This window comes from uncultured Jannaschia sp., from assembly GCF_947494025.1.
In the GTDB taxonomy this organism is placed as follows: Bacteria; Pseudomonadota; Alphaproteobacteria; order Rhodobacterales; family Rhodobacteraceae; genus Jannaschia.
Map to the genome: position 1 here is coordinate 126,199 of NZ_CANLTQ010000006.1, position 24,173 is coordinate 150,371.

The 24,173-nt window shown below is 68.7% G+C and carries 29 protein-coding genes; 18 read left to right on the plus strand and 11 right to left on the minus strand.

Translation table 11 applies throughout. From position 1 onward, the window contains the following. Positions 1–3: 3 nt before the first annotated feature. Positions 4–2,970 (minus strand): bifunctional proline dehydrogenase/L-glutamate gamma-semialdehyde dehydrogenase PutA, encoded by a 2,967-nt coding sequence (gene putA / locus Q1B08_RS10850; RefSeq protein ID WP_299818198.1) that lies wholly within the window; start codon positions 2,968–2,970, stop codon positions 4–6. A 133-nt stretch (positions 2,971–3,103) separates the two neighbouring features. On the opposite strand from putA, the gene Q1B08_RS10855 reads away from it, so the two are divergent. From Q1B08_RS10855 to Q1B08_RS10875, 5 genes are all read left to right on the plus strand, one after another. Then, a complete protein-coding gene (locus tag Q1B08_RS10855; protein WP_299818201.1) occupies positions 3,104–3,571 on the plus strand; it encodes an Lrp/AsnC ligand binding domain-containing protein in 468 nt (155 codons plus the stop codon). Positions 3,572–3,824: 253 nt separating this feature from the next. Continuing rightward, positions 3,825–4,667 (plus strand): flagellin, encoded by an 843-nt coding sequence (locus tag Q1B08_RS10860; RefSeq protein ID WP_299818204.1) that lies wholly within the window; start codon positions 3,825–3,827, stop codon positions 4,665–4,667. Positions 4,668–4,796: 129 nt separating this feature from the next. Continuing rightward, complete coding sequence (flaF, locus tag Q1B08_RS10865) at positions 4,797–5,168, plus strand: flagellar biosynthesis regulator FlaF (RefSeq protein ID WP_299818208.1); 372 nt, start codon at positions 4,797–4,799, stop codon at positions 5,166–5,168. A gap of 12 nt (positions 5,169–5,180) precedes the next feature. Further along, the gene (locus Q1B08_RS10870) at positions 5,181–5,573 is read left to right on the plus strand and encodes a flagellar biosynthesis repressor FlbT (protein WP_299818211.1); all 393 of its coding nucleotides are present in this window, start codon (positions 5,181–5,183) and stop codon (positions 5,571–5,573) included. Then, a complete protein-coding gene (locus tag Q1B08_RS10875; RefSeq protein WP_299818214.1) occupies positions 5,570–6,355 on the plus strand; it encodes a DUF1217 domain-containing protein in 786 nt (261 codons plus the stop codon). Before Q1B08_RS10870 ends, Q1B08_RS10875 begins: the two co-directional genes overlap by 4 nt. Before the next feature lie 33 nt (positions 6,356–6,388). On the opposite strand, the gene Q1B08_RS10880 is transcribed toward Q1B08_RS10875, so the two are convergent. Continuing rightward, complete coding sequence (locus tag Q1B08_RS10880) at positions 6,389–7,744, minus strand: FliI/YscN family ATPase (RefSeq protein WP_299818217.1); 1,356 nt, start codon at positions 7,742–7,744, stop codon at positions 6,389–6,391. Between the two features lie 92 nt (positions 7,745–7,836). Here Q1B08_RS10880 and Q1B08_RS10885 point away from each other — a divergent pair, with 92 nt between their 5' ends. The 9 genes from Q1B08_RS10885 to Q1B08_RS10925 are packed head-to-tail and all read left to right on the plus strand — an operon-like array spanning position 7,837 to position 12,327. Further along, positions 7,837–8,196 (plus strand): flagellar basal body protein, encoded by a 360-nt coding sequence (locus Q1B08_RS10885; protein WP_299818336.1) that lies wholly within the window; start codon positions 7,837–7,839, stop codon positions 8,194–8,196. 2 nt (positions 8,197–8,198) lie between these two features. Further along, complete coding sequence (gene flgC, locus Q1B08_RS10890; protein WP_299818220.1) at positions 8,199–8,591, plus strand: flagellar basal body rod protein FlgC; 393 nt, start codon at positions 8,199–8,201, stop codon at positions 8,589–8,591. 45 nt (positions 8,592–8,636) lie between these two features. Continuing rightward, a complete protein-coding gene (locus tag Q1B08_RS10895) occupies positions 8,637–8,894 on the plus strand; it encodes a flagellar hook-basal body complex protein FliE (protein ID WP_299818223.1) in 258 nt (85 codons plus the stop codon). Between the two features lie 12 nt (positions 8,895–8,906). After that, a complete protein-coding gene (locus tag Q1B08_RS10900) occupies positions 8,907–9,173 on the plus strand; it encodes a flagellar biosynthetic protein FliQ (RefSeq protein ID WP_299818226.1) in 267 nt (88 codons plus the stop codon). Positions 9,174–9,177: 4 nt separating this feature from the next. Then, on the plus strand, positions 9,178–9,891 hold the full coding sequence (locus Q1B08_RS10905; protein WP_299818229.1) for a flagellar hook-basal body complex protein: 714 nt from the start codon (positions 9,178–9,180) through the stop codon (positions 9,889–9,891). 13 nt (positions 9,892–9,904) lie between these two features. Beyond that, positions 9,905–10,690 carry a flagellar basal-body rod protein FlgG gene (gene flgG, locus Q1B08_RS10910; protein ID WP_299818232.1) on the plus strand — a complete coding sequence of 262 codons (786 nt, stop codon included), beginning with the start codon at positions 9,905–9,907 and terminating at the stop codon, positions 10,688–10,690. Continuing rightward, positions 10,687–11,100, plus strand: coding sequence for a flagellar basal body P-ring formation chaperone FlgA (flgA, locus tag Q1B08_RS10915; protein ID WP_299818235.1), 414 nt, complete (start codon positions 10,687–10,689; stop codon positions 11,098–11,100). Before flgG ends, flgA begins: the two co-directional genes overlap by 4 nt. Before the next feature lie 23 nt (positions 11,101–11,123). After that, positions 11,124–11,855: a flagellar basal body L-ring protein FlgH gene (gene flgH / locus Q1B08_RS10920; protein ID WP_299818238.1), complete on the plus strand. Its 732-nt coding sequence runs from the start codon at positions 11,124–11,126 to the stop codon at positions 11,853–11,855. Position 11,856: 1 nt separating this feature from the next. Further along, entirely contained in the window at positions 11,857–12,327 is a 471-nt protein-coding gene (locus Q1B08_RS10925; RefSeq protein ID WP_299818241.1) for a hypothetical protein, read from the plus strand. Between the two features lie 18 nt (positions 12,328–12,345). Here Q1B08_RS10925 and Q1B08_RS10930 read toward each other — a convergent pair whose 3' ends face one another. From Q1B08_RS10930 to Q1B08_RS10970, 9 genes are all read right to left on the minus strand, one after another. Beyond that, positions 12,346–12,690, minus strand: a complete 345-nt coding sequence (locus tag Q1B08_RS10930) for a hypothetical protein (protein WP_299818244.1) — start codon at positions 12,688–12,690, stop codon at positions 12,346–12,348. After that, complete coding sequence (locus Q1B08_RS10935) at positions 12,687–13,760, minus strand: flagellar type III secretion system protein FlhB (protein ID WP_299818247.1); 1,074 nt, start codon at positions 13,758–13,760, stop codon at positions 12,687–12,689. The genes Q1B08_RS10930 and Q1B08_RS10935 overlap by 4 nt, the downstream gene beginning before the upstream one ends. Further along, a complete protein-coding gene (locus Q1B08_RS10940) occupies positions 13,757–14,512 on the minus strand; it encodes a flagellar biosynthetic protein FliR (protein WP_299818250.1) in 756 nt (251 codons plus the stop codon). The genes Q1B08_RS10935 and Q1B08_RS10940 overlap by 4 nt, the downstream gene beginning before the upstream one ends. Beyond that, positions 14,509–16,569: a flagellar biosynthesis protein FlhA gene (locus Q1B08_RS10945; RefSeq protein WP_299818253.1), complete on the minus strand. Its 2,061-nt coding sequence runs from the start codon at positions 16,567–16,569 to the stop codon at positions 14,509–14,511. The genes Q1B08_RS10940 and Q1B08_RS10945 overlap by 4 nt, the downstream gene beginning before the upstream one ends. Before the next feature lie 70 nt (positions 16,570–16,639). Further along, positions 16,640–18,409: a hypothetical protein gene (locus Q1B08_RS10950; protein WP_299818255.1), complete on the minus strand. Its 1,770-nt coding sequence runs from the start codon at positions 18,407–18,409 to the stop codon at positions 16,640–16,642. Next, a complete protein-coding gene (motA, locus tag Q1B08_RS10955) occupies positions 18,409–19,275 on the minus strand; it encodes a flagellar motor stator protein MotA (RefSeq protein WP_299818258.1) in 867 nt (288 codons plus the stop codon). The genes Q1B08_RS10950 and motA overlap by 1 nt, the downstream gene beginning before the upstream one ends. A gap of 4 nt (positions 19,276–19,279) precedes the next feature. Continuing rightward, positions 19,280–19,840 (minus strand): hypothetical protein, encoded by a 561-nt coding sequence (locus Q1B08_RS10960; RefSeq protein ID WP_299818261.1) that lies wholly within the window; start codon positions 19,838–19,840, stop codon positions 19,280–19,282. Further along, entirely contained in the window at positions 19,840–20,295 is a 456-nt protein-coding gene (locus Q1B08_RS10965; protein WP_299818264.1) for a hypothetical protein, read from the minus strand. The genes Q1B08_RS10960 and Q1B08_RS10965 overlap by 1 nt, the downstream gene beginning before the upstream one ends. A gap of 1 nt (position 20,296) precedes the next feature. After that, positions 20,297–20,794, minus strand: a complete 498-nt coding sequence (locus tag Q1B08_RS10970) for a flagellar basal body-associated FliL family protein (RefSeq protein ID WP_299818267.1) — start codon at positions 20,792–20,794, stop codon at positions 20,297–20,299. Between the two features lie 121 nt (positions 20,795–20,915). Between Q1B08_RS10970 and fliF the strand changes: the two genes are divergently transcribed. From fliF to fliP, 4 genes are read left to right on the plus strand one after another with little or no spacing between them, the layout of a single operon-like run. After that, positions 20,916–22,583, plus strand: coding sequence for a flagellar basal-body MS-ring/collar protein FliF (fliF, locus tag Q1B08_RS10975; RefSeq protein ID WP_299818270.1), 1,668 nt, complete (start codon positions 20,916–20,918; stop codon positions 22,581–22,583). Then, positions 22,580–23,200 carry a hypothetical protein gene (locus Q1B08_RS10980; protein WP_299818272.1) on the plus strand — a complete coding sequence of 207 codons (621 nt, stop codon included), beginning with the start codon at positions 22,580–22,582 and terminating at the stop codon, positions 23,198–23,200. Before fliF ends, Q1B08_RS10980 begins: the two co-directional genes overlap by 4 nt. After that, positions 23,193–23,465, plus strand: a complete 273-nt coding sequence (locus Q1B08_RS10985) for a FliM/FliN family flagellar motor C-terminal domain-containing protein (protein ID WP_299818275.1) — start codon at positions 23,193–23,195, stop codon at positions 23,463–23,465. The genes Q1B08_RS10980 and Q1B08_RS10985 overlap by 8 nt, the downstream gene beginning before the upstream one ends. After that, positions 23,462–24,172: a flagellar type III secretion system pore protein FliP gene (gene fliP / locus Q1B08_RS10990; RefSeq protein ID WP_299818280.1), complete on the plus strand. Its 711-nt coding sequence runs from the start codon at positions 23,462–23,464 to the stop codon at positions 24,170–24,172. Before Q1B08_RS10985 ends, fliP begins: the two co-directional genes overlap by 4 nt. Position 24,173: the final 1 nt, after the last annotated feature.

The window sequence follows — 24,173 nt, forward strand, 5'->3', positions numbered from 1 at the left end:
GCTCTAGCGCGACTCCATCGCGATCAACGTCGCATTGCCGCCCGCCGCCGTGGTGTCGGTCGAGACGACGACCTCCTCCACGAAACGCTGAAGATAGAGGGGGCCGCCCGCCTTCGGGCCCGTACCGGACTTGCCGCGCCCGCCGAAAGGCTGGGAGCCGACGATGGCGCCGATCTGGTTGCGGTTGACGTAGACGTTACCGGCCGGCGCACGGGCGGTGACGCGGTCGATGGTGTGGTCGATGCGCGAATGGAGCCCGAAGGTCAGGCCGAAGCCGGTCGACTCGATCTCGTCAAGCACGGCGTCGATCCGCCCGGCCTTCCAGCGCTTGACGTGCAGGACGGGGCCGAACACCTCCTCCGTCAGCCGGTCGTCGGGGCCGAGCTCGATGATCGTCGGCGGCATGTAGAGGCCCTCGGGTGGCGCGTCGCCCTGCCAGCGCACGCGGTGCGCGGAGACGTGCTCGCGCAGCTTTCGCAACGCGGCCTCGTCGATGACGGGGCCGATATCGGTCGCCGGGTCCATGGCGTCGCCGAGGGTCAGCGTCGCCGCCGCGCCCTCGAACATTTCGAGCATCCGGTCGGCCACGTCCTCCTGCAGGTAGACGATGCGGCAGGCGGAGCAGCGCTGGCCGGCGGAACGGAAGGCGGAGGCGACCACGTCGCGCGTCACCTGCTCGGGCAGGGCGGTGGCGTCCACGATCATCGCGTTAACCCCGCCGGTCTCCGCGATGAGGGGGACGATCGGACCGTCCTTCTGTGCGAGCGCGAGATTGATCGCCTTGGCCGTGGCGGTGGAGCCTGTGAACGCGACGCCCGCGACATCCGGATGCGCGATCAGCGCCTGGCCCGTCTCGACGCCGCCGGGCACGAGGATCAGCGCGTCCTCGGGCACGCCAGCGCGGTGCATCAGCGCCACCGCCTGCGCCGCGATCCGGGGCGTCTGCGGTGCGGGCTTGGTGGCCACGGCGTTGCCCGCGGCGAGCGCGGCGGCGTTCTGGCCGAGGAAGATCGCTAAGGGAAAGTTCCAGGGCGCGACGGTGACGAAGACGCCGCGGCCCCGGACCCGCCATTCATTCGACTCGCCCGTGGGCCCGGGCAGGATGCGCGGCTGGCACAGCGTCTCGGCCTCGTCGGCGTAGAAGCGCAGGAAGTCGACGGCCTCGCGGATCTCCGCAATGCCGTCGTCGATGGTCTTGCCCGCTTCCCGCGCGAGCGTCGCCATCAACGCGGGCCGTTCCGCTTCCAGAAGGTCCGCCGCCCGGCGCAGGATCGCGGCACGGGTGGCGGGTGCGGTGGTGGACCAGTCGGCGAAGGCCGCGCGGGCCCGGGACATCGCGCCGTCGATGTCGGACGGGGCCATCGGGGCGATTTCGGGCGCCGCCGGGGCGCGCTGCATGTCGTGGCACAGCGCGTCGAGCTCCCGCCGTGCGCCGATCTCGACGCCGGCGGAGTTGCGGCGCCCGGCGAACAGGCCGTTCGGCATCGGGATGCGCGGATGCCGCGGCGTCGCGGCGAGATCCTGCGGCATGTCGAGCACGGCGGCGACGTCGACGTCCTTGTCGCCCGCCATGGCCACGAAGCTCGTGGAGGCGCCGTTCTCCAGCAGGCGGCGGACGAGATAGGCCAGAAGGTCGCGGTGCCCGCCGACGGGGGCGTAGATCCGGCACGGCATCTCCGTTTCCTTCGCGACGGCGGCGTAGAGCGCCTCGCCCATTCCATGCAATCGCTGGAACTCGAACCCGCCGGGATGGCGGTTGCCGGTGCCGTGGCCCTCCGCGTCCATCTCGAGGATCTTGGCGATGGTCAGCGCGTTGTGGGTGGCGAATTGTGGATAGAGGTGCGGGCGCAGCGCCAGCATCTTCTTGGCGCAGGCGAGGTAGTTCAGGTCGGTGACGGCCTTGCGGGTGAAGACCGGGTAATCGGCATGGCCCTCGACCTGCGCGTGCTTGATCTCGGTGTCCCAGTAGGCGCCCTTGACCAGCCGGACCATCATCGTCTGTCCGTACCGGCGGGCGAGGTCGCCGGTCCAGTCGATCACCGACTCGGCCCGCTTGCCGTAGGCCTGAATGGCGAGGCCGAAGCCGTTCCAGTCACGCAGGCCCTCGTCCTCGAACGCCGCCCCGATTACCTCGAGGGACAGCTCCAGCCGGTCCTGCTCTTCCGCGTCGACGGTGAAGTTCAGGTCGTAGGACTTCGCCTTGCGGGCCAGATCGACGAGGATTGGGGTAAGCTCGCGCAGCACCGCCGCGCGGTTGCGCGGCTCGTAGCGGGGATGAAGGGCGGAGAGCTTGACGGAGATGCCGGGCCGGCGGGGCAGGGCGCGGTTGCCCGCCGCGCGGCCGATCGCGTCGATCGCGCCGGCATAGGATTTCGCATAGCGCTCGGCATCGGCGCGCGTCTTCGCGCCCTCGCCCAGCATGTCGTAGCTGTGCAGCGCGCCCTTCGCCTCGTTCTCGCGCGCCCGCTTCAGCGCGCCTTCGATCGTTTCGCCCAGCACGAACTGGTGGCCCATGAAGCGCATCGCCTGCCGGACGCCGGTGCGCACGGCGGGCGTGCCGATGCGGCGGGCCAGCCCCGTCAGGACACCGGGCACGGTATCGCCCGGACGAAGCAGACGGTTCGACAGGTCGAGCCCCCAGGTCGCCGCGGAAACGAGCCAGGCATCGGACGGCGCATGCTCGTCCCACTTTCCGGCGCCGATCTTGTCGGCGATCAGCGCGTCCTGCGTCGCCTCGTCAGGCACGCGCAGAAGCGCCTCCGCCATCGCCATCAGCGCGAGCCCCTCGCGGGTGGAAAGGTCGTAATCGCGCAGGAAGTCCTCCAGGCCGCCGATCCGCGTCTGCGCGCGGCGGATGCCTTGGATCAGGCGCTCGGCCCGCTGGCGCGTCTCGGGCGCGACCTCGGCGAGCGGCAGGAGCGCCGGGACGAGCGTTTCGTCGGGCGCGGCGAAGGGGGCGGAGAAGGACATGGACGGGCTCCTCGGATTGTCTCGTTGCAGAGATAGCACGGCGAAGGCGGCATGATTCACCGAAAACGCGACCTGACGCCCGGAAGGGCTTGTCGTATGATCTGCGGGACGGCCGAAAACGGAGGATTTCGCGGTGCCTGCTTCCATCGACCGGACGGATCGGCGGCTGATCCGCGCACTGCAGGAAGATGCGCGGCTTTCCGTCACGGCCCTGGCCGACCGGATCGGCCTGTCGGCCAACGCGACGGCGGAGCGGATGCGGCGGCTGCGTCGCGCGGGCGTCATCGCGGGCTACACCGTCCGCCTCGACCACGCCGCGTTGGGGCTGGGCCTGATCGCCTTCGTGGAAGTCAAGCTGGAGCGGACGGACGGCGACGTCTTTTCGGCCTTTGCGCAGGCTGTCGCCGGCGTGCCGGGGATCGAGGAATGTCACATGGTCGCCGGCGGGTTCGACTACCTCCTGAAGACGCGGCACCGGGACATGGCCGACTACCGCGCCTTCCTCGCCGAGGCTCTGGCCGCGCTTCCGGGCGTACGGGAAACGCGCACCTATGTCGTGATGGAAGAGCTCGTGGCCGGAGGTCCCGCGCTGCCGCTCTAGGCTTTCCGCCGGGCCGTCGTCCGCCGGTGTCCGGGTCTTGCCCAGCAAACCACTCAAATGCGACGCAAAGTCGAGGAACAGGCAACCTCGCTGTTAGGCTTCGCTTAAGTCCGTGACACTAAGACCACCCATGCCGAGAACGGCGATACGGGAAACACCGAAGCGATCGGGTCCCGAAGGACAGAATGTCGAGCCATCCGCGAAGGCGGACGTCACATGCCTGCGAAGCAGGCGCATTCAAAGGAACACACCCATGACCAGCATTCTGACCAACAACGGCGCGATGGTCGCGCTGCAGACCCTGAAGTCGATCAACAGCAACCTCGAGACCACGCAGAACGAAATCTCGACCGGCAAGAAGGTCGGCTCCGCCAAGGACAACTCGGCGATCTGGGCGATCTCGAAAGTCATGGAATCGGATGTCAGCGGCTTCAAGGCCGTCAAGGACTCCCTGTCGCTGGGCGAGTCGACGGTGTCCGTCGCCTCCGCCGGTGCCGAGCAGATCGTCGACGTGCTCAACGAGATGAAGGAACTCGCGATCTCGGCGCATTCCGAGAACGTCGACCATGGCAAGATCGAGGCGACGCTGGCCAAGAAGCGCGAGCAGATCCAGGCGATCATCGGCTCGTCGCAGTTCAACGGCACCAACCTGCTCAAGACCGATACCGACGGCAACGGCAGCACCGGCCTGACGGTCGTTTCCTCGCTCGACCGCACGGGCGCCGGCGCGCCGGCCACCTCGACGATTACCGTCGCTTCCGCCGACTTCGAGACCAACGTCGATACCACCGGCGCGACCGCGATCACCGACAAGGCCAGCGCCGCGACGGCCCTGACCGAGATCGAAGGCTGGCTGACCAAGGCCGTGGAAGGCGCGTCCTCACTGGGTGCCGCCGCCGCGCGCATCTCCGACCAGTCGGAGTTCATCGGCAGGCTGTCCGACACGATGGAAATGGGTATCGGCAGCCTCGTCGATGCCGACATGGAAGAGTCCTCGGCCCGCCTCAAGGCCCTGCAGACGCAGCAGCAGCTCGGCGTCCAGTCGCTGTCGATCGCCAACCAGGCGCCCGGCGCGATCATGTCGCTCTTCCGCTGATCTGAACCCTCCGCCCGCCCCGGTCCTCCGGGGCGGGCCTCCCTCTGGACCACGGCGTAAAGCGCCGGACCTTCGCCGCCCGCGTCGCATCAGGCGCGCGAAGCTCGCTAAAAGTGAGTTCTCGAATCCATGGGTTACTCCCAGCACGCTGCCGCGGCCTATGCCGCCATCGATCCCTGCCTCACGACGCCCGGCCGCGCCGAAGCCCTGGTCTTCGCCAAGGTCACGCGCCGGATGCGGGCGGTCTTCGCCGACGAGGACGCTCCTTACTCGGAGAAAGTCTCTGCCCTTCACGACAATCGCCGCCTCTGGCAGGAGGTCGTCTCGTGCTGCGTATCGGATGCCAACCTGATGGCGCCGGAGCTTCGCGCCAGCCTCATCGGCCTCGCGGCCTTTGTCGACCGCCACACCAGCGCCGTGCTCCGCAGGAAGGCCGAGCCCGAGGTGCTTTGCGAGATAAACCAACGTATTGCGGCGGGCCTGTCCGCGGGGGCGAAGTAAATGGCCGGTCTCATGCTGAAATTCCCCGCCGGCGACCGGATTGTGGTCAATGGCGCGGTGATCGAGAATGTCGGGCGCGGCGCCCGGCTGCGTCTTCTTACCCCGGACACGCAAATCCTGCGGCTTCGTGATGCGGTCGATCCCGCGGAGGCGACGACCCCGGTCAGTCGGGTCGCGCATACCGTGCAGATGATGCTGATCGGCGAGATCGAGCCGCGCGTGGCGCTGGACGACGTGCTTGCCGCGCTCGTGCCGCTCAGGCACGCTTTCGTGGCCGACATGGACCGGGACTGCATCGACCGGATCGTGGCGCATCTGCGCGAGGGCCAGTTCTATCAGGCGCTGCGCCTGCTGGGCGGATTGCGAAAGAAGGAAGCCGTCCTGCTGTCGCTTGGCACGTCATGACGTTCCAGCCGTTCGTCCCGACCGGCGGACTGGCCGGATGGCGCTTCCTCCAGACGACCATGGAGGTGCAGAAGACGGCGCATGGCAAGAGCGCCGTCATCCAGCGGGATCTGGACTACTTCCGTGAGAATATCGGCAAGATCAACACGCCGGAGGAGCTGGTAAAGGACTACCGGCTCCTTTCCGTCGCGCTCGGTGCGTTCGGCCTCGACGAGGACATCAACTCCAGGCATCTGATCAAGACCGTGCTGGCGGAGGGCGTCGACGATCCGAAATCGCTCGCCAACAAGATGTCCGACAAGCGCTACCGCGACCTGAGCCGAGCCTTCGGGTTTGGCGATTTCGCGTCGCCGAGCAGCAAGATGCCCGATTTTGCCGACAAGATCGAGGCGCTCTACAAGGACCGCAGGTTCGAGACCGATATGGGCGCGACGGACGAGACGATGCGTCTGGCCCTGAATGCGAAGCGGGAGCTTGCCGAGCTCGGTGCCGGTCCGGGATCGAACCGCACCAAGTGGTTCACCTTGATGAGCACGCCGCCCCTCCGCACGGTCATGGAGACCGCGCTGAACCTGCCGTCCTCGTTCGCCGCGCTTTCCATCGATCGTCAGCTCGAGGATTTCATGGAGCGCGCGGAGGCCCGGTTCGGAACGTCAGACCTTTCCGAGCTCGGCAAGGGGGAGGCGCTGGACAAGGTCGTCGATCGGTACACGATCATGGCCGGGCTTTCGACCGAAAGCAGCGCATCTTCGCCCGCCCTGATGCTGCTTCGTGGCTACTGATCCGCCCGTGACGGCCCCAGGCAAGTCGCGGCCCTACGCCGTGCGGCCCGTATAGGGCTTCCCCAAGAGCCCGCCCAGGAGTCGGAAGCCGTCGCCGGGGCGGGCCAGTCCCTGCGTCGTGAAGATCTCGTTCATGCGCGGGACGAGGGCGGTCGCGCGGTCGATCTCCGGATTCGAGCCCTTCTCGTAGAGGCCGGAGCTGACCATCAGGTCGCTGCGATCGTGGGTGCCGAGAATCTTCCGCGCTTCCGTGATGATTCCGTTCTCCTCCCGCGTGGCGACCTCGGGCAGGGAGCGGGACACGGACCGGAGCACGTCGATGGCCGGAAAGCGACCCGCTTCCGCGATCTCGCGCGACAGGACGACATGGCCGTCGAGCTGGCCGCGGGTGATGTCGGCCACCGGTTCCTCCATGTCGGAGCCGGCGACGAGGACGGAAAAGATCGCGGTGATGTCCCCCTGCGCGTCCACGCCCGGACCCGTCCTTTCACAGAGAGCGGCGAGAAGCGGCGTGAGGCTGGCGGGGTGGCCGCGGAGCGAGGCCGGCTCGCCCGCGGCGGTCGCGACCTCCCGGTGCGCTTCGGCAAGCCGGGTGACGCTGTCGCAGAGATAAAGGACCTTGCGGCCCTTGTCCCGGAAGTGCTCGGCCACGGCGAGCGCCGCGAAGGCGCAACGCCTGCGCGTATTGGCCGGCATGTCGGAGGTCGCGGCGACGACCACCGTGCGCGCCATGCCCTCCGGCCCGAGGACGCGGCGCACGAAATCCGAAACCTCTCGGCCCCGCTCGCCGACGAGCGCGAGGACGCAGATGTCCGCCTCCATCTCGCGCGCGAGCGATCCCAGAAGGGTGGACTTGCCGACGCCCGACCCCGCGAAGAGGCCGATCCGCTGGCCGGCCGCGATGGGCAGCATCGTATCGAGGACGGCGAAGCCTGTCCGCTGCCGCGCCCCCATGCCGCGTCTCCGCGCCGGTGCGGGCGGCTCGGCGTGGAGCGGCACGGGCGCGCCGTTGCCGAGCGGGCGACCGTCGAGCGGCCGGCCGAACGGGTCGACGATGCGGCCGATCCATGACGCGTCGGGGGCGATGCGCGGCGAGCCGGCCGGCCGCACGGCGAGGCCGATCCGCAGGCCCTCCGCGGCCCCGAAGGGCGTGGCGCGCAGCGATGTCCGGTCGAGCCGGGAGACTTCGGCCCGAAGCTTCTGTCCGCCCGCCGCGTCGATGATGAGCTCGTCGCCCAGAAGCGCGTGATCGGACAGACCCTCGACCACGAACCCGGCCGGGTCGAGACTGGTGATGCGCCCCAACGGATAGCTCTGCTCGATGAGCCTGACCTGCGCGCGCAACGTGCCGAACGGATCGGGTGCATGGGTCTCGTCGGGTTCGGTCACGGACGACCTCCATTGGATATGCAACGGTTTCTAAAGGAATCAGTCTTAAGGCATCGTTTCACGGACGACGAAGGAGTTCGCCAGTGAACGAGATGCCCGCCATCATGCGACTCGCCGCAGGATCCGCCAAGCAGGCGGCCGCGCGGCAGGCCGTCATTTCCGGCAACGTCGCCAACGCCGACACGCCGGGCTTCCGGGCCCTCGACCTCGCTCCGTTTTCCCCCGACGACGAGTTCGGCCTGCGTCGTACGCATCCGGGGCATTTCGCGGGGCGGGAGGGCCAGATGGAGGCCTTCCAGCTTCGCGGTGTCGCGGCCGATCCCAACGGAAACACCGTCGATCTCGAAGACCAGATCCTGCGCGGCGTCGACGCCGCTCGAGAGCACGACCGCGCCCTCACCGTTTATCGCAGCGCGCTCGGCATGATGCGCGCCGGACTCGGGCGGGGCTGATCATGACCGAATTTTCGAGCGCACTTTCGGTCCTGTCCAGCGGCATGCGCGGGCAGGGTCAGCGCCTGCGCCACATCTCCGAGAACATCGCGAACGTCGACACGCCGGGCTACCGTCGCAAGACCATCGAGTTCCGCGCGGCGGTCGAGGACGGACGCCGCTCCGGCGCGATCGAGGCCGGCCCGGTGCAGCTCAAGAGGGGCGACCTCCCCCGCATCTACGACTCCGCGCATCCGATGGCCGATGCGGAGGGCTACTACGACGGCTCCAATGTGGAGCTTGTCACCGAACTGGCCGATGCCCGCGAGGCGCAGCGCAGCTACGAGGCCAACCTGAAGATGTTCGAGCAGGTGCGACGCATGTCGGCCGAGCTTTTCGGGCTCCTCAAGCGCTAGGGCCCCACCCCGCAAACTAGACGAGACGACCCATAGGAGGCCAGAATGGACCTTTCACCGATTCAGGCGGGCCTGGCAGGCACGCCCGCACCCAAGCCGAACGCTGCCACGAAGGCCGCCGCCGGATTTGCCGACATGCTTCGCCAGGCCGAGCTGCAGGCCGGGGCCGCCGTCACCGGCGGCGCCGATCCGCACGCGCTCGTCACCGCGCTCGCCGAGGGCCAGCTCGCTGTCGACACGGTGGTGACGGTCCGCGACCGCGTGGTGGAGGCCTATCAGGAAATCCTCCGGATGCAGGTCTGAGACCCGCGCCCGATGTCCGAGCTTCTTTTCTTCGACACGCTTCGCCAGGGTCTCTGGATCGCCGTCCTCATCTCGGCTCCGATCCTGGCGGTGGCGCTGGTGGTCGGTCTCGCGATCGGCCTGCTTCAGGCGCTGACCTCCATCCAGGAGATGACGCTGACCTTCGTGCCGAAGATGGCCGCGATCCTCGCCGTGTTCTGGGGGACGATGGGCTTCATGACGCTGACGCTCGGACGCTACTTCACCGACACGATCGTGCCCATCATCCAGGGATTCTGACGAGATGACGGACGGCATCTACACGACCATCGGCCGTCAGGCCGGCCTCCTGCGCGAGATCGACGTGATCGCGCAGAACATCGCCAATGCCAACACCACCGGCTACCGCGCCGAGGGGCTGATCTTCTCCGAGCACGTGACCCGGACGGGACGCGACTCCCCCTCGATCTCCTTCGCCAGCGCCACGGGGCGGCAGACCCGCTTCGATCAGGGCGGCCTCGAGCGGACCGGCGGGTCCTTCGACCTCGCCATCGAGGGCGAGGGCTACTTCACGGTGGAGGTGGACGGCGCGACGCACTTGACCCGCGCCGGCGCCTTCGTGGCGGCCGCGGACGGATCGCTGCAGACGCCGGAGGGCCACCCGCTCCTCGACGAGGGCGGCGCGCCGGTCTTCGTGCCCCAGAACGCCCGCGCGGTCAGCGTCGGCACGGACGGGACGCTTTCCGCCGACGGCCAGCCGATCGCGCGCGTGGGCGTCGTGCTGCCCGACGATGCCGGCGCGATGACGCGCCGGGCAGGGACGATGTTCGCGACCGAGGAGTTCCAGCCGGTCGAGAACCCGCGCGTGGTGCAGGGCTTTCTCGAGGCCTCGAACGTCGATCCGGTGATCGAGATCGCGCGGATGGTCGAGGTCCAGAACGCCTACAAGATGGGCCAGGACTTCATGGACAAGGAGCACGAGCGGATGCTCGCCATGCTCCGCCTGATGGATCAGTGAAAGGAGCGGCAGAATGCGCGCACTCAGCATCGCGGCGACCGGCATGGCCGCCCAGCAGACGCGGGTGGAGGTCATCTCCAACAACCTCGCGAACATGGACACGACCGGCTACAACGCCCGCCGGGCCGAGTTCGCGGATCTGCACTACCAACAGGTGACGCGTGCCGGCTCGATCAACGCGTCCAACGGGGCGATCGTGCCCGCGGGCGTGCAGCTCGGCCTCGGCGTGCGCCCAACCGCGGTCGCCATGGAGGTCGCGCAGGGCGCGCTGGCCGCGACGGGCGGCGACCTCGACATGGCGATCGAGGGGCGCGGCTACCTCGAGGTGACGCTCCCGTCGGGCGCGTCGGCCTATACCCGCGACGGCGCGCTCAAGCGGACCGGCGAGGGGCAGCTCGTCACCTCGGACGGGCACCCCGTCGTTCCCGACGTCACCATTCCCGCCGACACCCGGTCGATCACGATCAACCCCGAGGGCGAGATCTACGCCTACTTCATCGACCGGGTCGAGCCGGAGCTGCTCGGGCAGCTGTCGCTCGTGAACTTCTCCAACGAGAAGGGGCTTGAGGCGCTCGGCTCCAATCTCTACGGGCAGACGGCCGCGTCGGGCGATCCGCTCGTGGGCTTCCCGGGCGAGGACGGACTCGGCTTCTTCCGCCAGGGCTATCTCGAGGAAAGCTCCGTCGACGCCGTGCGCGAGATCACCAACCTGATCGAGGCACAGCGCGGCTACGAGATGAACGCCAAGGTCATCACCGCGGCCGACCAGATGATGTCGGCGACGACGCAGATCAGATGATCCGTCTCCTCGCTCTTCTCGCCATGATGACCGGCCCGGCCCTCGCGGAATCGGTGATGGTCGTCCAGCCGATCCGCGCCGGGACGGTGCTGACGTCCGACGACCTCGCCTTCGCCGACACGGCCGTGGAGGACGGGTTCGAGGACCCGCGCGACCTTGTCGGTCTCGAGGCGCGGGTGAACCTTTATCCCGGTCGGCCCGTCCAGACACGCGATGTCGGCCTGCCGACGGTCGTTCAGCGCAATGCCACGGTCCCCCTCGTCTTCAACCGCGGCGGGCTCACCATCACCCTCGAAGGTCGCGCGCTCGGCCGCGCGGGCGAGGGCGAGCCGGTCCGCGTCATGAACCTGTCCTCCCGCAATACGGTCACCGGCATCGCCACGTCCGATGGCGCCGTGGTCGTGAACTAAACCAGATCGGTCGGAGCCCTCAGATGAAACGACTTCCGCTTCTTTTCCTTTGCGCCGCGCTCGCGCTCGGCGCCTGCGGGCGCATCAAGGATGTGGGGCAGGCCCCCGAACTGACGCCGGTGCAGCAGAGCAACGAGAGCCTCGCGATGGCCGCGCCGCAGCCCGTCGACATTCTCGCCTCGCGGGATCCGCTCAGGGCGGCGTCGCTCTGGACCGGCGGGAAGCGATCCCTGCTTGGCGATCATCGGGCGCGGAACCGCGGCGACATTCTCACCGTCGTCGTCGAGATCGACGACCGCGCCGAGATCGACAACGCCACCAACCGCTCGCGCAGCGGGTCCGAATCCATGCAGATCCCGCAGCTCTTTGGCGTGCCGCAGAACCTTCAGGACCGTCTCCCCGAGGGGGCGAGCCTCGCCGACGCCGTCGATCTCGATTCCTCGAGCACCTCGAAGGGGCAGGGCGGCGTGCGTCGCAAGGAACGCCTGACCGTCCGCCTCGCCGCCACGGTCATCAACGTGCAGCCGAACGGCGTGCTCCAGATCGAGGGGCGTCAGGAGGTTCGCGTGAACTTCGAACTTCGCGAGATGCTGGTGACCGGCTATGTCCGGCCCGAGGACATCTCGCGCCAGAACGAGATCACTTACGACAAGATCGCCGCAGCGCGCATCTCCTATGGCGGCCGCGGCCAGATCACCGATGTCCAGCAGCCGCGCTACGGCCAGCAGGTCGCCGACATCATCCTGCCGTTCTGACATGGGCAAGCTGATCCCCGTTGCCGTGATCCTCGTCACACTGCTCGGAGGCGGTGCGGCGGGATACGTCCTGAAGCCCCCGCCCGCCGAGGAGAAACCCGCGGAGGAGGGCGCTCACGTGGCCAAACCCGTGAAGGCCGATCTGGTCGAACCATCGGCCGTGACCCTGCGCGACCCCTTCGTGGTGCCGGTCCTGCGGAATGGCCATGTCTGGAGCAATGTGATCGTGACGCTCGGCCTGCGATCCGAGCAGACGCCGGAGGAGAAGATCCTGTTGCGGGAGCCCGTCCTGCGCGACGGGCTGAACCAGGCGCTCTTCCTGCATGGCAGCCTCGGCGGCTTCGACGGCGACTTCACCGAGCCCCGCGCGATGGAGCGGCTGCGCAAGCGGCTCGACGAGGTGGTGATCCGCCACCTGTCGGACGAGACGGTCCGAATCCTGATCGTCTCGCTGGCCCGACAATCGGCCTGACCCGGCTCTCGCCCGGGGTCAGGGCTTGAGCCGGTCCTTCAGCTTTCCCAGTACCGCAGCCCTCGCGCGATCCCGTGCGAGGGTTTCGCGTTGCGGTTGCGCGACGGCGTTGAGCCGGGCGACTTGTGTGTTCAGCATCGTCACCTGCTCCCGCCGCCAACGATTCCAGCGGTCCTGCATCTGCGCTTCGCCGATGGAGGCGGGCGGCTCGGGCCGGGCATCGCGAAGCGCACCCGCGCGTCCCTCGAGTTCGTCGATCAATCCCTGGATCCGGGCAAGCCGGGCGGCCGAGCGGTCGGTCCGCAGGTCGGCGAGCCGACGCAGCCGCGCGAGCTCGGCGGTCTTTCTGGACGTCCCGCTCACGCCCCGCTCTCCTTCATCATGCCGCGCGCGAAGCGGACGGCGACGGCGACGGCGGCGAAGTGCTCGCGCTCGATCGGCGCGCCGACCTCTACCGTGGCGTGAAGCGCGCGCGCCGTGGGCGGGTCGCTGTAGATCGGCACGCCCGCTTCGGTCGCCGCCTCGCGGATGCGCAGCGCGACATTGTCCACTCCCTTGGCGAGGCAGACGGGCGGCGACGGGTCCGAAGGCGACCATTTGAGCGCGACCGCGTAATGGGTCGGGTTGACGATGACCACGGTCGCGTCGGGCACGTCGTGGATCATCTTGTTCATCGCGATTTCCTGCGCGCGCTGACGCCGCTTGCCCTTCATGTGCGGGTCGCCCTCGGACTGCTTCATCTCGTCGAGGACTTCCTGGCGCGTCATCATCTGCTTCTTGATGAACGAATGATGCTGCCAGAGGTAGTCGACCGCCGCGATCGCGCCCGAGACGAGGACGACGGCGATCGTGAATTCCGACAGCAGCGCCGGCATCATCGCTCCCACGGCGCGCGGATCGCTCGCCGCCGCGCCGACCATCTCGTCCGCGTGGCGCAGGAGAAACCAGCCGAGGAGCCCGCAAAAGACGAGCATCTTCACGGCTGACTTCGCGAACTCGAAGAGCCCGGTCGGGCCGTACTTGTTCTTGGCGTTGCCGAGGATGGAGATCCGCGACAGCTTCGGCTTGATCTTGTCGGGCGCGACCACGAAGGCCTGTTGCACCACCAGAACGACGATCACCAGAAGGGCCGCCGGCAGGGCGACGAGGCCGATCACCGTCATGGTTTCCAGAAGGATCGCGCCGCTCTGGTTCGCGCCGCCCGTGCGCAGCGGCTCCGACAGGCGTTCCGCGCGCAGAAGGAGCGTGCCGCCCAGATCGACGATCCGTTGCGAGGCCGGTGACGCGATCATGAACAGGCAGAGCAGGACCCCGAGATAGCTGGCCCAGGTGGAAAGGTCCTGCGACTTGACGATGTCGCCCTTCTCGCGCGCCTGGCGGAGCTTCTGCTCCGTCGGCTCGTGGGAGCGTTCGGCGCCGTCGTCCTGGCTCACGGCATGCCGCCCCCGATCGGGTCGCCGAGCGCGGCGAGCATGGCGGATCTCCAGACCGTCAGGATGAGCGGGGCGGACAGGAACAGCAGGACCGCGCTCGCCCCGGTGATCGCGGGCGCCCCGACCAGCGCCACCATGAGCTGCGGCATCGCGCGATTGATGACGCCCATGGCGGCATTGTAGAGCAGCGCCGCCAGCGCGAAGGGCGCGGCCATCCCGAAGGCCAGCGCGAAGGCGCGCGCCGCGCGCGCGACACCCCATTCCGCGAGGTCGCCGCCCGCCGGCGCCAGTCCCATCGGCAGCACGTCGTAACTGCGGATCAGCATGTCCACGAGCATCAGCGGCAGACCCGACGCCATCAGCAACGCGAGTCCGGCGAGGTTGAGGATGTTGCCCATCGCGGAGGACGGCTCCGCGCCGCCGAAGAGCTGCGACAGCGAGGTGAGCTGCGCCGCCATCATCCCCGCCATGGTCAGCGCCATCGCGACGAAGCGCAGGACGGCCCCGAGGGCGAGGCCGATGGTCAGCTCGACGGCGATCAGGCCGGGCGGAACCGTGTCGGGCTGGACGACGGACGGCGCCACCGCGGCCGACAGGGCGAAAGCCGCGACGAGCTTGACGCGGACCGGGATCATCCGGTCGCCCAGACCCGGCACCAGAAGCATCATGCCGCCGACGCGCAGGAACGTCGCGAAGAACTGCATGAAGACGGGCAGCGCCGCGTCGTGAAGCGCGAGCGCGCCCTCGATCATGCGGCGACCGAGCCGACGATGGCGGGCGACGTGTTGTGGCCGATCTCCTCGTAGGCGATCACCGGGTTCGACAGGCCGCGCGCCGCCATGACGTCGTGGAGGAACCGGCGCCGGCGGGAAGAGGTGACGATGGCCGCATGGCTGCCCTGCTCCGCGACACGGCTGATTCCTTCGGCGAGGCCCTTGGCGAGCTTCTGGAACAGCTCCGGGGGAAGCGCCACGTCGCTGCGTCCGCCCGCGCCGTCGAGCTGATGCTGCTCGAACGCGGCCTCCCAGTCGGGCGCGAGCTGGATCAGCGGCAGGGTGCCGTCCGATCGCTTCAGCTCCGCGGTGATCTGCGCGGCGAGGCGATGGCGGACATGCTCGGCGATATCCTCGGGCGAGAGGCCCATGTCGCGGCGTTCGGCGATCGCCTCCAGGATCACGGGGAGGTTGCGGATCGAGACCCGCTCCGCCAGCAGCAGCCGCAGGACCGCGAGAAGAAGCTCCGGCTGCACCTTCGACGGGACCAGATCCTCGAGCAGGCGGCGGTTCGCGACGGACCGTTCGGGCGAGGAGACCTTCGCGAAGGCGTCGAGCAGGCGTTGCAGGCCCTTCAGGCCGAGCAATGTGGGGAAATTCGACTTGATGACCTCGAGCAGGTGCGTGGCGAGCACCTCGCCCGGGGTCACGATGGTCTCGCCGATCAACTCCTCGGCGGCGCTTGCGGGAATCCAGCGCGCGGGCGCGCCGTAGACCGGCTCCTTCACGTCGCGGCCGGGCACCGTTTCCGGCGAGCCCGCCCCGGTCAGCATCAGCACGTGATCCCGCTCCAGCCGGTCGCAGGCCATCTCCACGCCATGTATGCGGATCGCATAGGTGCCCCCCGGCAATCCCTGGTCGTCGGTCAGGCGGATCTCGGGCAGGATGAGGCCGAACTTCTCGGCGATATGGTCGCGCAGGCCATTGATGCGGGATTCGAGGCCGTTCGACGGATCGAGGGCCAGGTCCACGAGGTCGAGCGAGAACTCCACCCGGATGTCGTCGAGCGCCAGCACGTCGCCGATCTCCCGCCGGGGCATGGCTTCCAGCTCCTCGACGGGTTCGGGCTCGGCAGCCTTCAGGTCGGATTTCCGACGCAGCCAGGCGCAGCCACCGAGAATGAGGGCACCGGCCGTGAAGGGCAGGAAAGGCAGACCGGGGACGAGGGCGAAGACCATCATGATTCCGGCCACCGTGGCGAGCGCGGCCGGCTTGCGTCCGATCTGCGCCACGATCTCGATATCGACCGCGCCCTTGCCGCCGCCGCGCGCGAGCAGGAGGCCCGACGCGATGGAGATGATGACCGCCGGGATCTGCGAGACGAGCCCGTCGCCCACCGTGAGGATCGCATAGGTCTCGACGGCCTGCCCGATCGGCATCCCGTGCGCGATCATGCCGGCGGACAAGCCCACGACGAGGTTCAGGATGGTGATCAGAAGGCCCGCGACGGCATCGCCCTTGACGAACTTGGAGGCACCGTCGAGCGAGCCGAAGAACGTGGTCTCGGCGAGGTCGGTCTCGCGGCGGCGCTTGGCCTCCTCGTGGTCGATGGCGCCCGCCGACATGTCGCTGTCGATGGCGAGCTGCTTGCCGGGCATCCCGTCGAGCGCGAAGCGCGCGCCGACCTCGGCCATGCGCGTCGCGCCCTTGGTGATGACCATGAAGTTCACGATCAGCAACACGCCGAACACCACGAGCCCGAGCGCGATGGAGCCGCCCATCACGAAGCTCGCGAAGCCCTCGATCACGTGGCCGGCGGCGTCGGTCCCGGTATGGCCCTGTCCGATGATGAGCTTGGTCGACGACACGTTGAGCGACAGACGAAGCATCAAGGAGGCGAGCAGGATCGTCGGAAAGGCCGAGAAGTCGAGCGGCCGTTCGATGAAGAGCGTCGTGGTGAAGATCAGGATCGCCAGCGCGAAGCTCGCCGACAGGCCGATATCGAGCACCCAGGACGGCATCGGCAGGATCATCATCAGGATGATCGCCATCAGGGCCACGGCCATCATCACGGTGGGCTGGAAGATCGATCTCATGGATGGGGGGCTCGCGGCGAAGGTCTCGGGGAGATGGTTTCCCTCTAGTCGCCGGATGGTTAATCCGCGGTTACGACGGCGCGTCGCCGGCGAGCAGATCGGCCAGCAGGGCGCCCAGACGCTCGCTGTCGCGCAGCACGCGCTCGGCCGCCGCGAGGTCGGTTTCGGGCAGCGGCGTGGTGTTCCGCTCCACGATGGCGGCGGAGACCTCGCCCCGGATCGCCTCGTCCGCCGCCTCCGCCATGCCCACGAGATCGCGCGCGAGCCACGGGTCGGTCGCAGGCGCGTCGGTCACTTCGCGCGGACGGTCGGGAATCGTCTGCCCGGCAAAGCGGGCGGCAGCCCCCGGCAGCCCGATCGCCGCGAAGAGCGGCGGCAGGCGGGGATCCGCGCGACGTTCCGGCGAAAGGTGGGGGCGCAGGCGCGCGAGAAACTCCGCGGCCACCGCCGGCTCCAGACGGGTCACCACGACGTCGAACACGGGGTCGGCGGGCACGCTGCCGTCGGCGACGAGATCGACCGTCTCCACCGGTCGGCGCGACAGGGCGAAGGCGGTCGCCAGCGCGAGGTCGAACTGCGCCTTCTCCGGGCCGGGGGGGATCGAGCTGCGCAGCGCCATGGCGTTCACGAGATGGATGTCCTCGCTCGCCGCGCCGTCCTCGTTGGCGCGCGACAGGATCGTCCGCACGGCCGTTATCGCCGCCGCGTCGGTTCCCGCCGCGGTGGCGTCGTCCGTCGCGACCTGCAATTCGGGCGTCCCGACGTCCTCGCGGATGCCGGTCAGCAGGTCGTCCTCTCCGACCATGGCCAGCCGCGCGCCGAGACGCCCCTTGAGGTCGCGCCAGCGTTCCAGCGGCAGCTGATCGACGAACGCGACCAGCCCCTTGCGATCCGCGCGTTCCCAGTCCTTCGCCGGATCGGTGTCCAGAAGGGCGACGAGCGTCGTCGCGGGGCCGCAAGCCGGGTCGAGTCGGGCATCGTCCGGGCGGGGCAGGTCGTCGAGCGCGGCGGCAAGGGCCGCGACATGCGGGGCGGACCGGTCGGCCTGATCGGCGATCTGCAGCGCCTCCGTGCCGAACCCGGCGGCGAGATAGGTTTCCGCGAGATCGATCAGACGGTCGGGCTCGAAGCGATCCTCGCCGTCGAGGACGTCCGCCATCGCCCCTTCGAGCGCGACGAACGCCTCGTTCGGGTCGCGCAGCAGGATGTCGGACGCGATGGATTCGAGGTCGCAGGACGGGACCAGGGGCGTCTTCGCGGCCTTTCTGGTCTCCGGAAGAACGAACGGCCGGTCGCGGACCTCCATCCGCCGCACCTGTGGCGGGACGTCGTCCGGTTCGTCGGGCGTCACGGCCGTCGGCGCAGGCGGATGGCGCGGCTTCGAGGTTTCGGCGGGCATCTGCGGAAAGGTCAGCGTCATCGGCAGCGGTGCAAGGGGGAACGGCAGGGCGTTCGCGACCGCGACCGGGGCGGGGCGTTCCGGCAGCGGCTCGCCGTCGAGGACGTCGATCACGATATGGCCGGAGCCGATCTGGCTTACCTCGACGGGGCAATCGCAGCCGAGGTCGAGGACGACCGCCCCGGTTCCGGCGGTCATGCCCCTCAGGCGGGTTCGGGGAATGCGCGCGAACACGTCCGTCAGGTCGAGATCGGGGGAGGGCATGAACGCGATCCGCGCCTCGCCCGCCCACGGGCGCTCCACGGTCCATTCCAGCGCCTCCTCGCTCGGAAAGACGAGGCGCGAGAAGGTGGCGTGCTCTCCCGAGCGGACCCTGACGGATTCCGCGGCGGCGGAGACGGGCAGGGCGGCCAGGGCCGCCAGAACGGGGGCGATCCGCATCACGCGGCCGCCTTCCGCGCCTTCAATGCCTCCTCCAGCTCGGAGAAGCTCGGACGCATGTGGGTGGGGGTGCGCTGACGGCCGACCTCGATGCAGATGTTGGTGGCGTGGTTGTGCAGGTTGGCGACCAGCACCTCCTGGATGAGCGAGTAGAAGTTCGCGTCCTGCTCGCCGATGGCCTTGAGCCGGGTCGCGAAGGGGCCGACGAGGCCGTAGGCCAGGAACACGCCGAGGAACGTCCCGACGAGCGCGCCGCCGATCAGCTTGCCCAGAACCTCGGGCGGCTGGTCGATCGAGCCCATCGTCTTGATCACGCCAAGCACGGCCGCGACGATGCCGAGCGCGGGAAGCGCATCCGCCATGCCTTGCAGCGCATGGCTCGAATGCATGGCATGGTGAAGGTTCTCCTCCATGCGCGTTTCAAGCACCTCCTCGACCTGATGGGGGTCGTCGTAATTCATCGACATCGCCCGCAGCGTGTCGCAGATCATCGCGACCGCCTCCTTGTCCGTGAGGATCTTCGGGTATTCCAAGAAGACGTCGGATTCCTCTGGCTTCTCGATATGCTCCTCGAGGGCGACGGCGTCCTGGCGGCCGAGGCGGACCAGCTCGTAGAGCAGGCAGAGCAGGTCGCGGTAATCCTCGGGCTTCCATTTCGGACCCTTGAAGACCTTGCCGACGTCCTTGAGCGTGTGGATGACCTCGGACATGGAATTGCCGATCAGGAAGGCGCCCACGGCGGCGCCGCCGATCATGATCATCTCGAAGGGCAGGCTTTTCAGGATGATGCCCATCTTGCCGCCGGCCAGAAGATAGCCGCCGAAAACCATCACGAAGATGCAGATAACTCCCGCAATTCCGACCATGGTGCTACTCCGTTGCCGCGTTGGCGTTGCGCCCGGCCATCATCACGCTGAGCGCGTAGGCCTTTTCGGGCGACAGGTTCGAGAAGAGGGCGGAGGCCGCATCGGGCCGCATCCGGGCGAGAAAGCCGGAGGCGAAGGTCGGCTCCATCGCCTCGAAGAGGACGGCGGCGTCCTTGGGCTTCATGCCCTCGTAGACGGCGACGAGCCGATTGATGTCGTCGTTCGATGCCGTGGCCGACATCTCCATCCGCGCCGCGAGCCGGGACTCGGCCTCGCCGAGCCGTTCGAGCGAACTCTCGATCTCCTGCCGCGCGATCTCGAGATCCTGCTCGCGCATCGCGAGCGCGGTCTCGCGGCCACGCAGTTCCTCGTCGCGTCCGGCGATCTGGCCGAGCAGGGTCGCCACCTCGTCCGAAGGCGGGCAAAGGAGCACTTCCTCCAGCGGGTCGGCCTCGGTCCCCTCGGGCATCGCACCGAGGCCTGCGGAAACGATCCGGGCCAGGGCGGAGAGCACGAAGAGCGTGAGCAGGCCCGTGATCGACAGGCGTTTGATCCAGCGTCCCATCAGGCGGCCCCCGCCTTCCGGGCCCGGAAGCTGGGCATGAGCGGAGCGGTGGATTCGGACGCCCGGGCGGGTTCGGGCGCCGGAGCGGGTTCGGGTACCCGGGGGGCGTCCATCGCGTGCGCCGCGGTCTGCGCCTCGACATCCTCGTAGCTGGCGAGAAGCATTTCCATGTGCCCGATCCGGTCGTCGGCCTCGACAAGCTGATCCTTCATCCGGTCGCCGCGCTCGTCGATCTCGAAGCGGGCCGTCGCGACGGCGGCCTTCAACGCCTCGACCTGTGTCGCAAGCGCGGCGATCGAGGCGCGAATCTCCGACATGTCCGCGGGTGTTTCGCTCTCGCGGGCTTCGACGTCGTCGAGCTTGCGCAGGCGTCGGGCCAGGGTCCGGCACCAGAGCGCCATGCCGCCCGTCGCGGCGATCAGGAGGACGTCCGATAAAAGACTGAGATACATCATATCAGGCGATCACGAAATCGATGATGAGAAGGTCCTTCACCGCGTCGCGTCCGGCGAGGAGCTGAACCCGGCGCAGGAGCTGCGCGCGCAGATGCAAAAGCCCCGTCGGATCCTCCAGACGGTCCACGGACACGGCGCGGAGGTAGGTCGCGAAGATGTCCAGGATCCGTGGTTGCAGTGCGGCGACGTCGGTCTGCGAATCGTCGGCAAGTTGCAGGAACGCGCGGAAGCGCAGCTGCTTGACGGATTGCGCGCCGCCGACCGAGATCATCAGAGGGTCGAGCTCGAGGTAGCTCTCCCTGGCCGTCTCGGTGCCTTCCTTGACAGGTGGCGCTTCCTCGGCGTGCAGCAACCCGTCCGCCAGGCCCGAATGCATCGCGAAGAAGGCGCCGCCGCCAAGACCGAGGGCGAGGGCCGCGGTGATACCCCAGCCGATGAGTCCCATGCCGCGCTTTGCCGGAGCTTCCTGCTCGTCCGCTGAATCTTCTGACTCGGCCATAAGCTTGTCCTCGTGATTTCGAGGCTGCCTAACCTGCGGAGGGCTAACCCAATGTTAATGCAATTAAGGAATCTTCCGCTTCGACGCCCAGAAGGGCGAGACGTATCCCGGAGGATCGCACGTGGAGAACCTGACGACCGTTTGGCAACGGCAGGACAAGCGCCGTCTCGCAATTCTCGCGATCGCCACCTTGTCGGCCTTCGCAACGGTCCTCTTCCTCACGCGACTCGCGACGGCCCCCCGGATGGAGCTCCTCTTCGGTGGCCTCGAGCCTGCCGCCGCGTCCGAGGTCGTCGCGAGTCTCGAGGCGCGCGGCGTGGCCTACGAGGTTCAAGGCAACGCGATTCGCGTCGATGCGGAGCTGCGCGATTCGCTTCGCATGCAACTGGCGGGCGAAGGATTGCCGCGGATGGACGGCGCCGGCTACGAGCTTCTCGACGACCTGAGCGGCTTCGGCACCACCTCCCAGATGTTCGATGCCGCGTATTGGCGCGCGCGGGAGGGCGAGCTGACGCGCACCATTCTGGCGACCCCCGGGGTGCGGCAGGCCCGCGTCCACCTGGCCACGGCGGATACCTCGCCCTTTTCTCGGGACCGGTCCGCGACGGCCTCGGTCACCCTGCAGGTGAGTTCGGGCGCGGTCGGCACCTCGCTCGCGCGGGCGGTGCAGTCCCTCGTCGCGGGCGCGGTTCGCAACCTCGCGCCCGAGGACGTCACCGTGATCGACGGCACCAGCGGGCGGGTCGTCGGCGGCGGCCCGGTCGACACCGAGGCCGAGGCGCGCGACGCGCGGCTGGCCGAGATGCGCGCGTCGGTCGAGAACATCCTCGCCGCGCGGGTCGGCGCCGGACGGTACGTCGTCGAACTGGCTCTCGAGACGCGCAAGGATCGCGAGACCATCACCGAGCGGGTGCTCGATCCCGAAAGCCGCGTCGTGGTCAGCACGGACACCGAGGAGCGGTCCTCCTCCGAGAGCGGCCCCGGCGGCGCGGGCGTGACGGTGGCGAGCAACCTTCCCGATGGCGACGCGGCCGGCGGCGAAGGCAGCGAGAGCAACAACGCCGAGACGCGCGAGCGGGTAAATTACGACTTCTCCGCGACCGAGCGGCAGATCGAACGCGGTCCCGGCGCCATCGAGCGGGTGACCGTCGCCGTTCTCGTCGACGGGGTCCGCAGCCCGGCCGACGACGGCACGGCCGAATGGGCACCCCGTCCCGGCGAGGAGCTGGAGACGCTGCGCGAGCTCGTCCAGAGTGCGGTCGGCTACCGGGAATCGCGCGGCGACGAGGTCACGGTGCGCAGCATGCAGTTCGAGCTGCCCGCGCCCCTCGAGGCGGCGCCCGGTCTGTCGCTGCCGTGGTTCAGCGGTGGTCAGATCACCCAGATGGTCACGTCGCTGCTTCTGGCCTTGGTCGGCCTCGGCGTGCTCGCCTTCGTCGTCCGCCCGCTTATGACCAAGGTGCTGGCCCCCGAACTGCCGGCCCCCAACGCGGCGGCCGCGCTCGCCGCGCCGGGCGAGACGTCGGACGGGATCGCCGGCGGCCCGCGCGAGCTGCCGGCGCCGGAGAGGGGTTCGGGCAGGGCCGCCATCGCGAACGACATGTCGGGGGGCGGCGACCTGCCGCAGCTTTCCGACCTTCCGGGCCTGCCCGATCTCGGCATCGGCAACTTCGAGGACGGGCAAACGGAGGATCCGGTCGAGCGGCTGCGCCAGCTCATCGCCGATCGCCGCGAGGAGACGATCGAAGTGTTGCGCGGATGGATGGATGAATCGGAGGAAGTCCAATGAGCGGGTTCGCGCTGGAGGATTTCGGCGACGTCTATCCATTCGACAAGCCCGTGAAGCCGGTCGTCGAGGAGCCCCGGCCCGACCGCTACGAGGAGGGTTACAACGCCGGCTACGACGACGCGATGGCGCAGGTGGAAACCGAGCAGGGCCGCGTGGCCGAGAAGTTCGCCGAACGGCTCCACGGTCTGGACCTCGATCGCCGGGCGGCCATGGGCACGGCGCTGACGGCGCTGGAGCCCGCGCTGCGCGAGATCTTCGATCGGCTGCTGCCGCACGCGGCAGAGCGGTCCTTTCTGCCGATCCTGATGCAGGAAATCCGCAAGGCCTTCGATGGCGAGGCGGCGACGGTGACGGTTCTCGTTGCGCCGGAGGACAACGCGCGTCTCGTGCGGCTTCTGGACCGCGCCGACATCGAGTCCGAACGGGTGACCGTCCGGTCGGAGCCCGCGCTTTCGATCAATCAGGCGCTGCTGCGGTGGGACGGACAGGAGCGGCGCGTCGATCTGGAGGGCGCCCTGACCGCCCTCGACGATGCGCTGGAGACGTATCTCTCGACAATGGACCGCGGCACTTCCGCCGGGGACGACGACCTGATGAAGGAGGCCGCGAATGGCTGACGAAACCCACGACCGCTCGGCCCTGTCGCGCGTGCCGGTCGAGATCACGATCTCGGTCGGCCGCGCGCATCCGACGGTCTCCGAGTTGCTGAAGCTGCGCCGCGACGCGATCCTGCCGCTGGACCGCAGCGTGTCCGATCCGGTCGAACTCTATGCCGGCGATCGCCTGATCGCGCGCGGGGAGTTGCAGGAGATGGAGGGCGACGCCTCCGGACGTCTGGCCGTGCGCCTGACCGAGGTCGCCGAGACGGACGGCGCCGCGTGAGATTCGCCTTTGTCCTGACGCTGGCCCTCGCGCTCGCCCTTCCGGGCGCGGCGCTGGCGCAGGACATCGCCATCGACCTGGGCGGCGAGGGGTCGCTGACCCTCAGGACGGTGCAGCTCATCGCGCTGCTGACGGTGCTGAGCCTCGCGCCCGGCATCGCCGTCACCGTGACCTGCTTTCCGTTCGTCGTCACCGTGCTCTCGATCATGCGGCAGGCGATCGGGCTCCAGGCCTCGCCGCCGAACATGCTGATCGTCAGTCTCGCGCTGTTCCTGACCTATTTCGTCATGGAGCCCGTCGCGACCGCCGCCTGGGAGGCCGGGATCGGTCCGCTCACGCGCGGGGAGATGGACGTGACCGACGCGATCCCCGCCGCGGTCGAGCCGTTCCGCGCCTTCATGGCGGCCCGCGTCGATGCCGACACGCTCCAGCACCTTCAGGATCTGCGGCCCGAGGCGGAGGAGGACGCGCTGTCCGTCCTGATCCCGGCGTTCCTGCTTTCCGAGATCAGCCGGGCGTTCCAGATCGGCTTTCTCGTGTTCATGCCGTTTCTCATCATCGACATGGTCGCTGCCGCGATCCTGATGTCGATGGGCATGATGATGGTGCCGCCGGCCATCGTCTCGCTGCCCTTCAAACTCGCCTTCTTCGTCGTGGTCGACGGCTGGACTCTCGTGTCCGGCGCCCTCGTGCGAAGCTACATGTGAA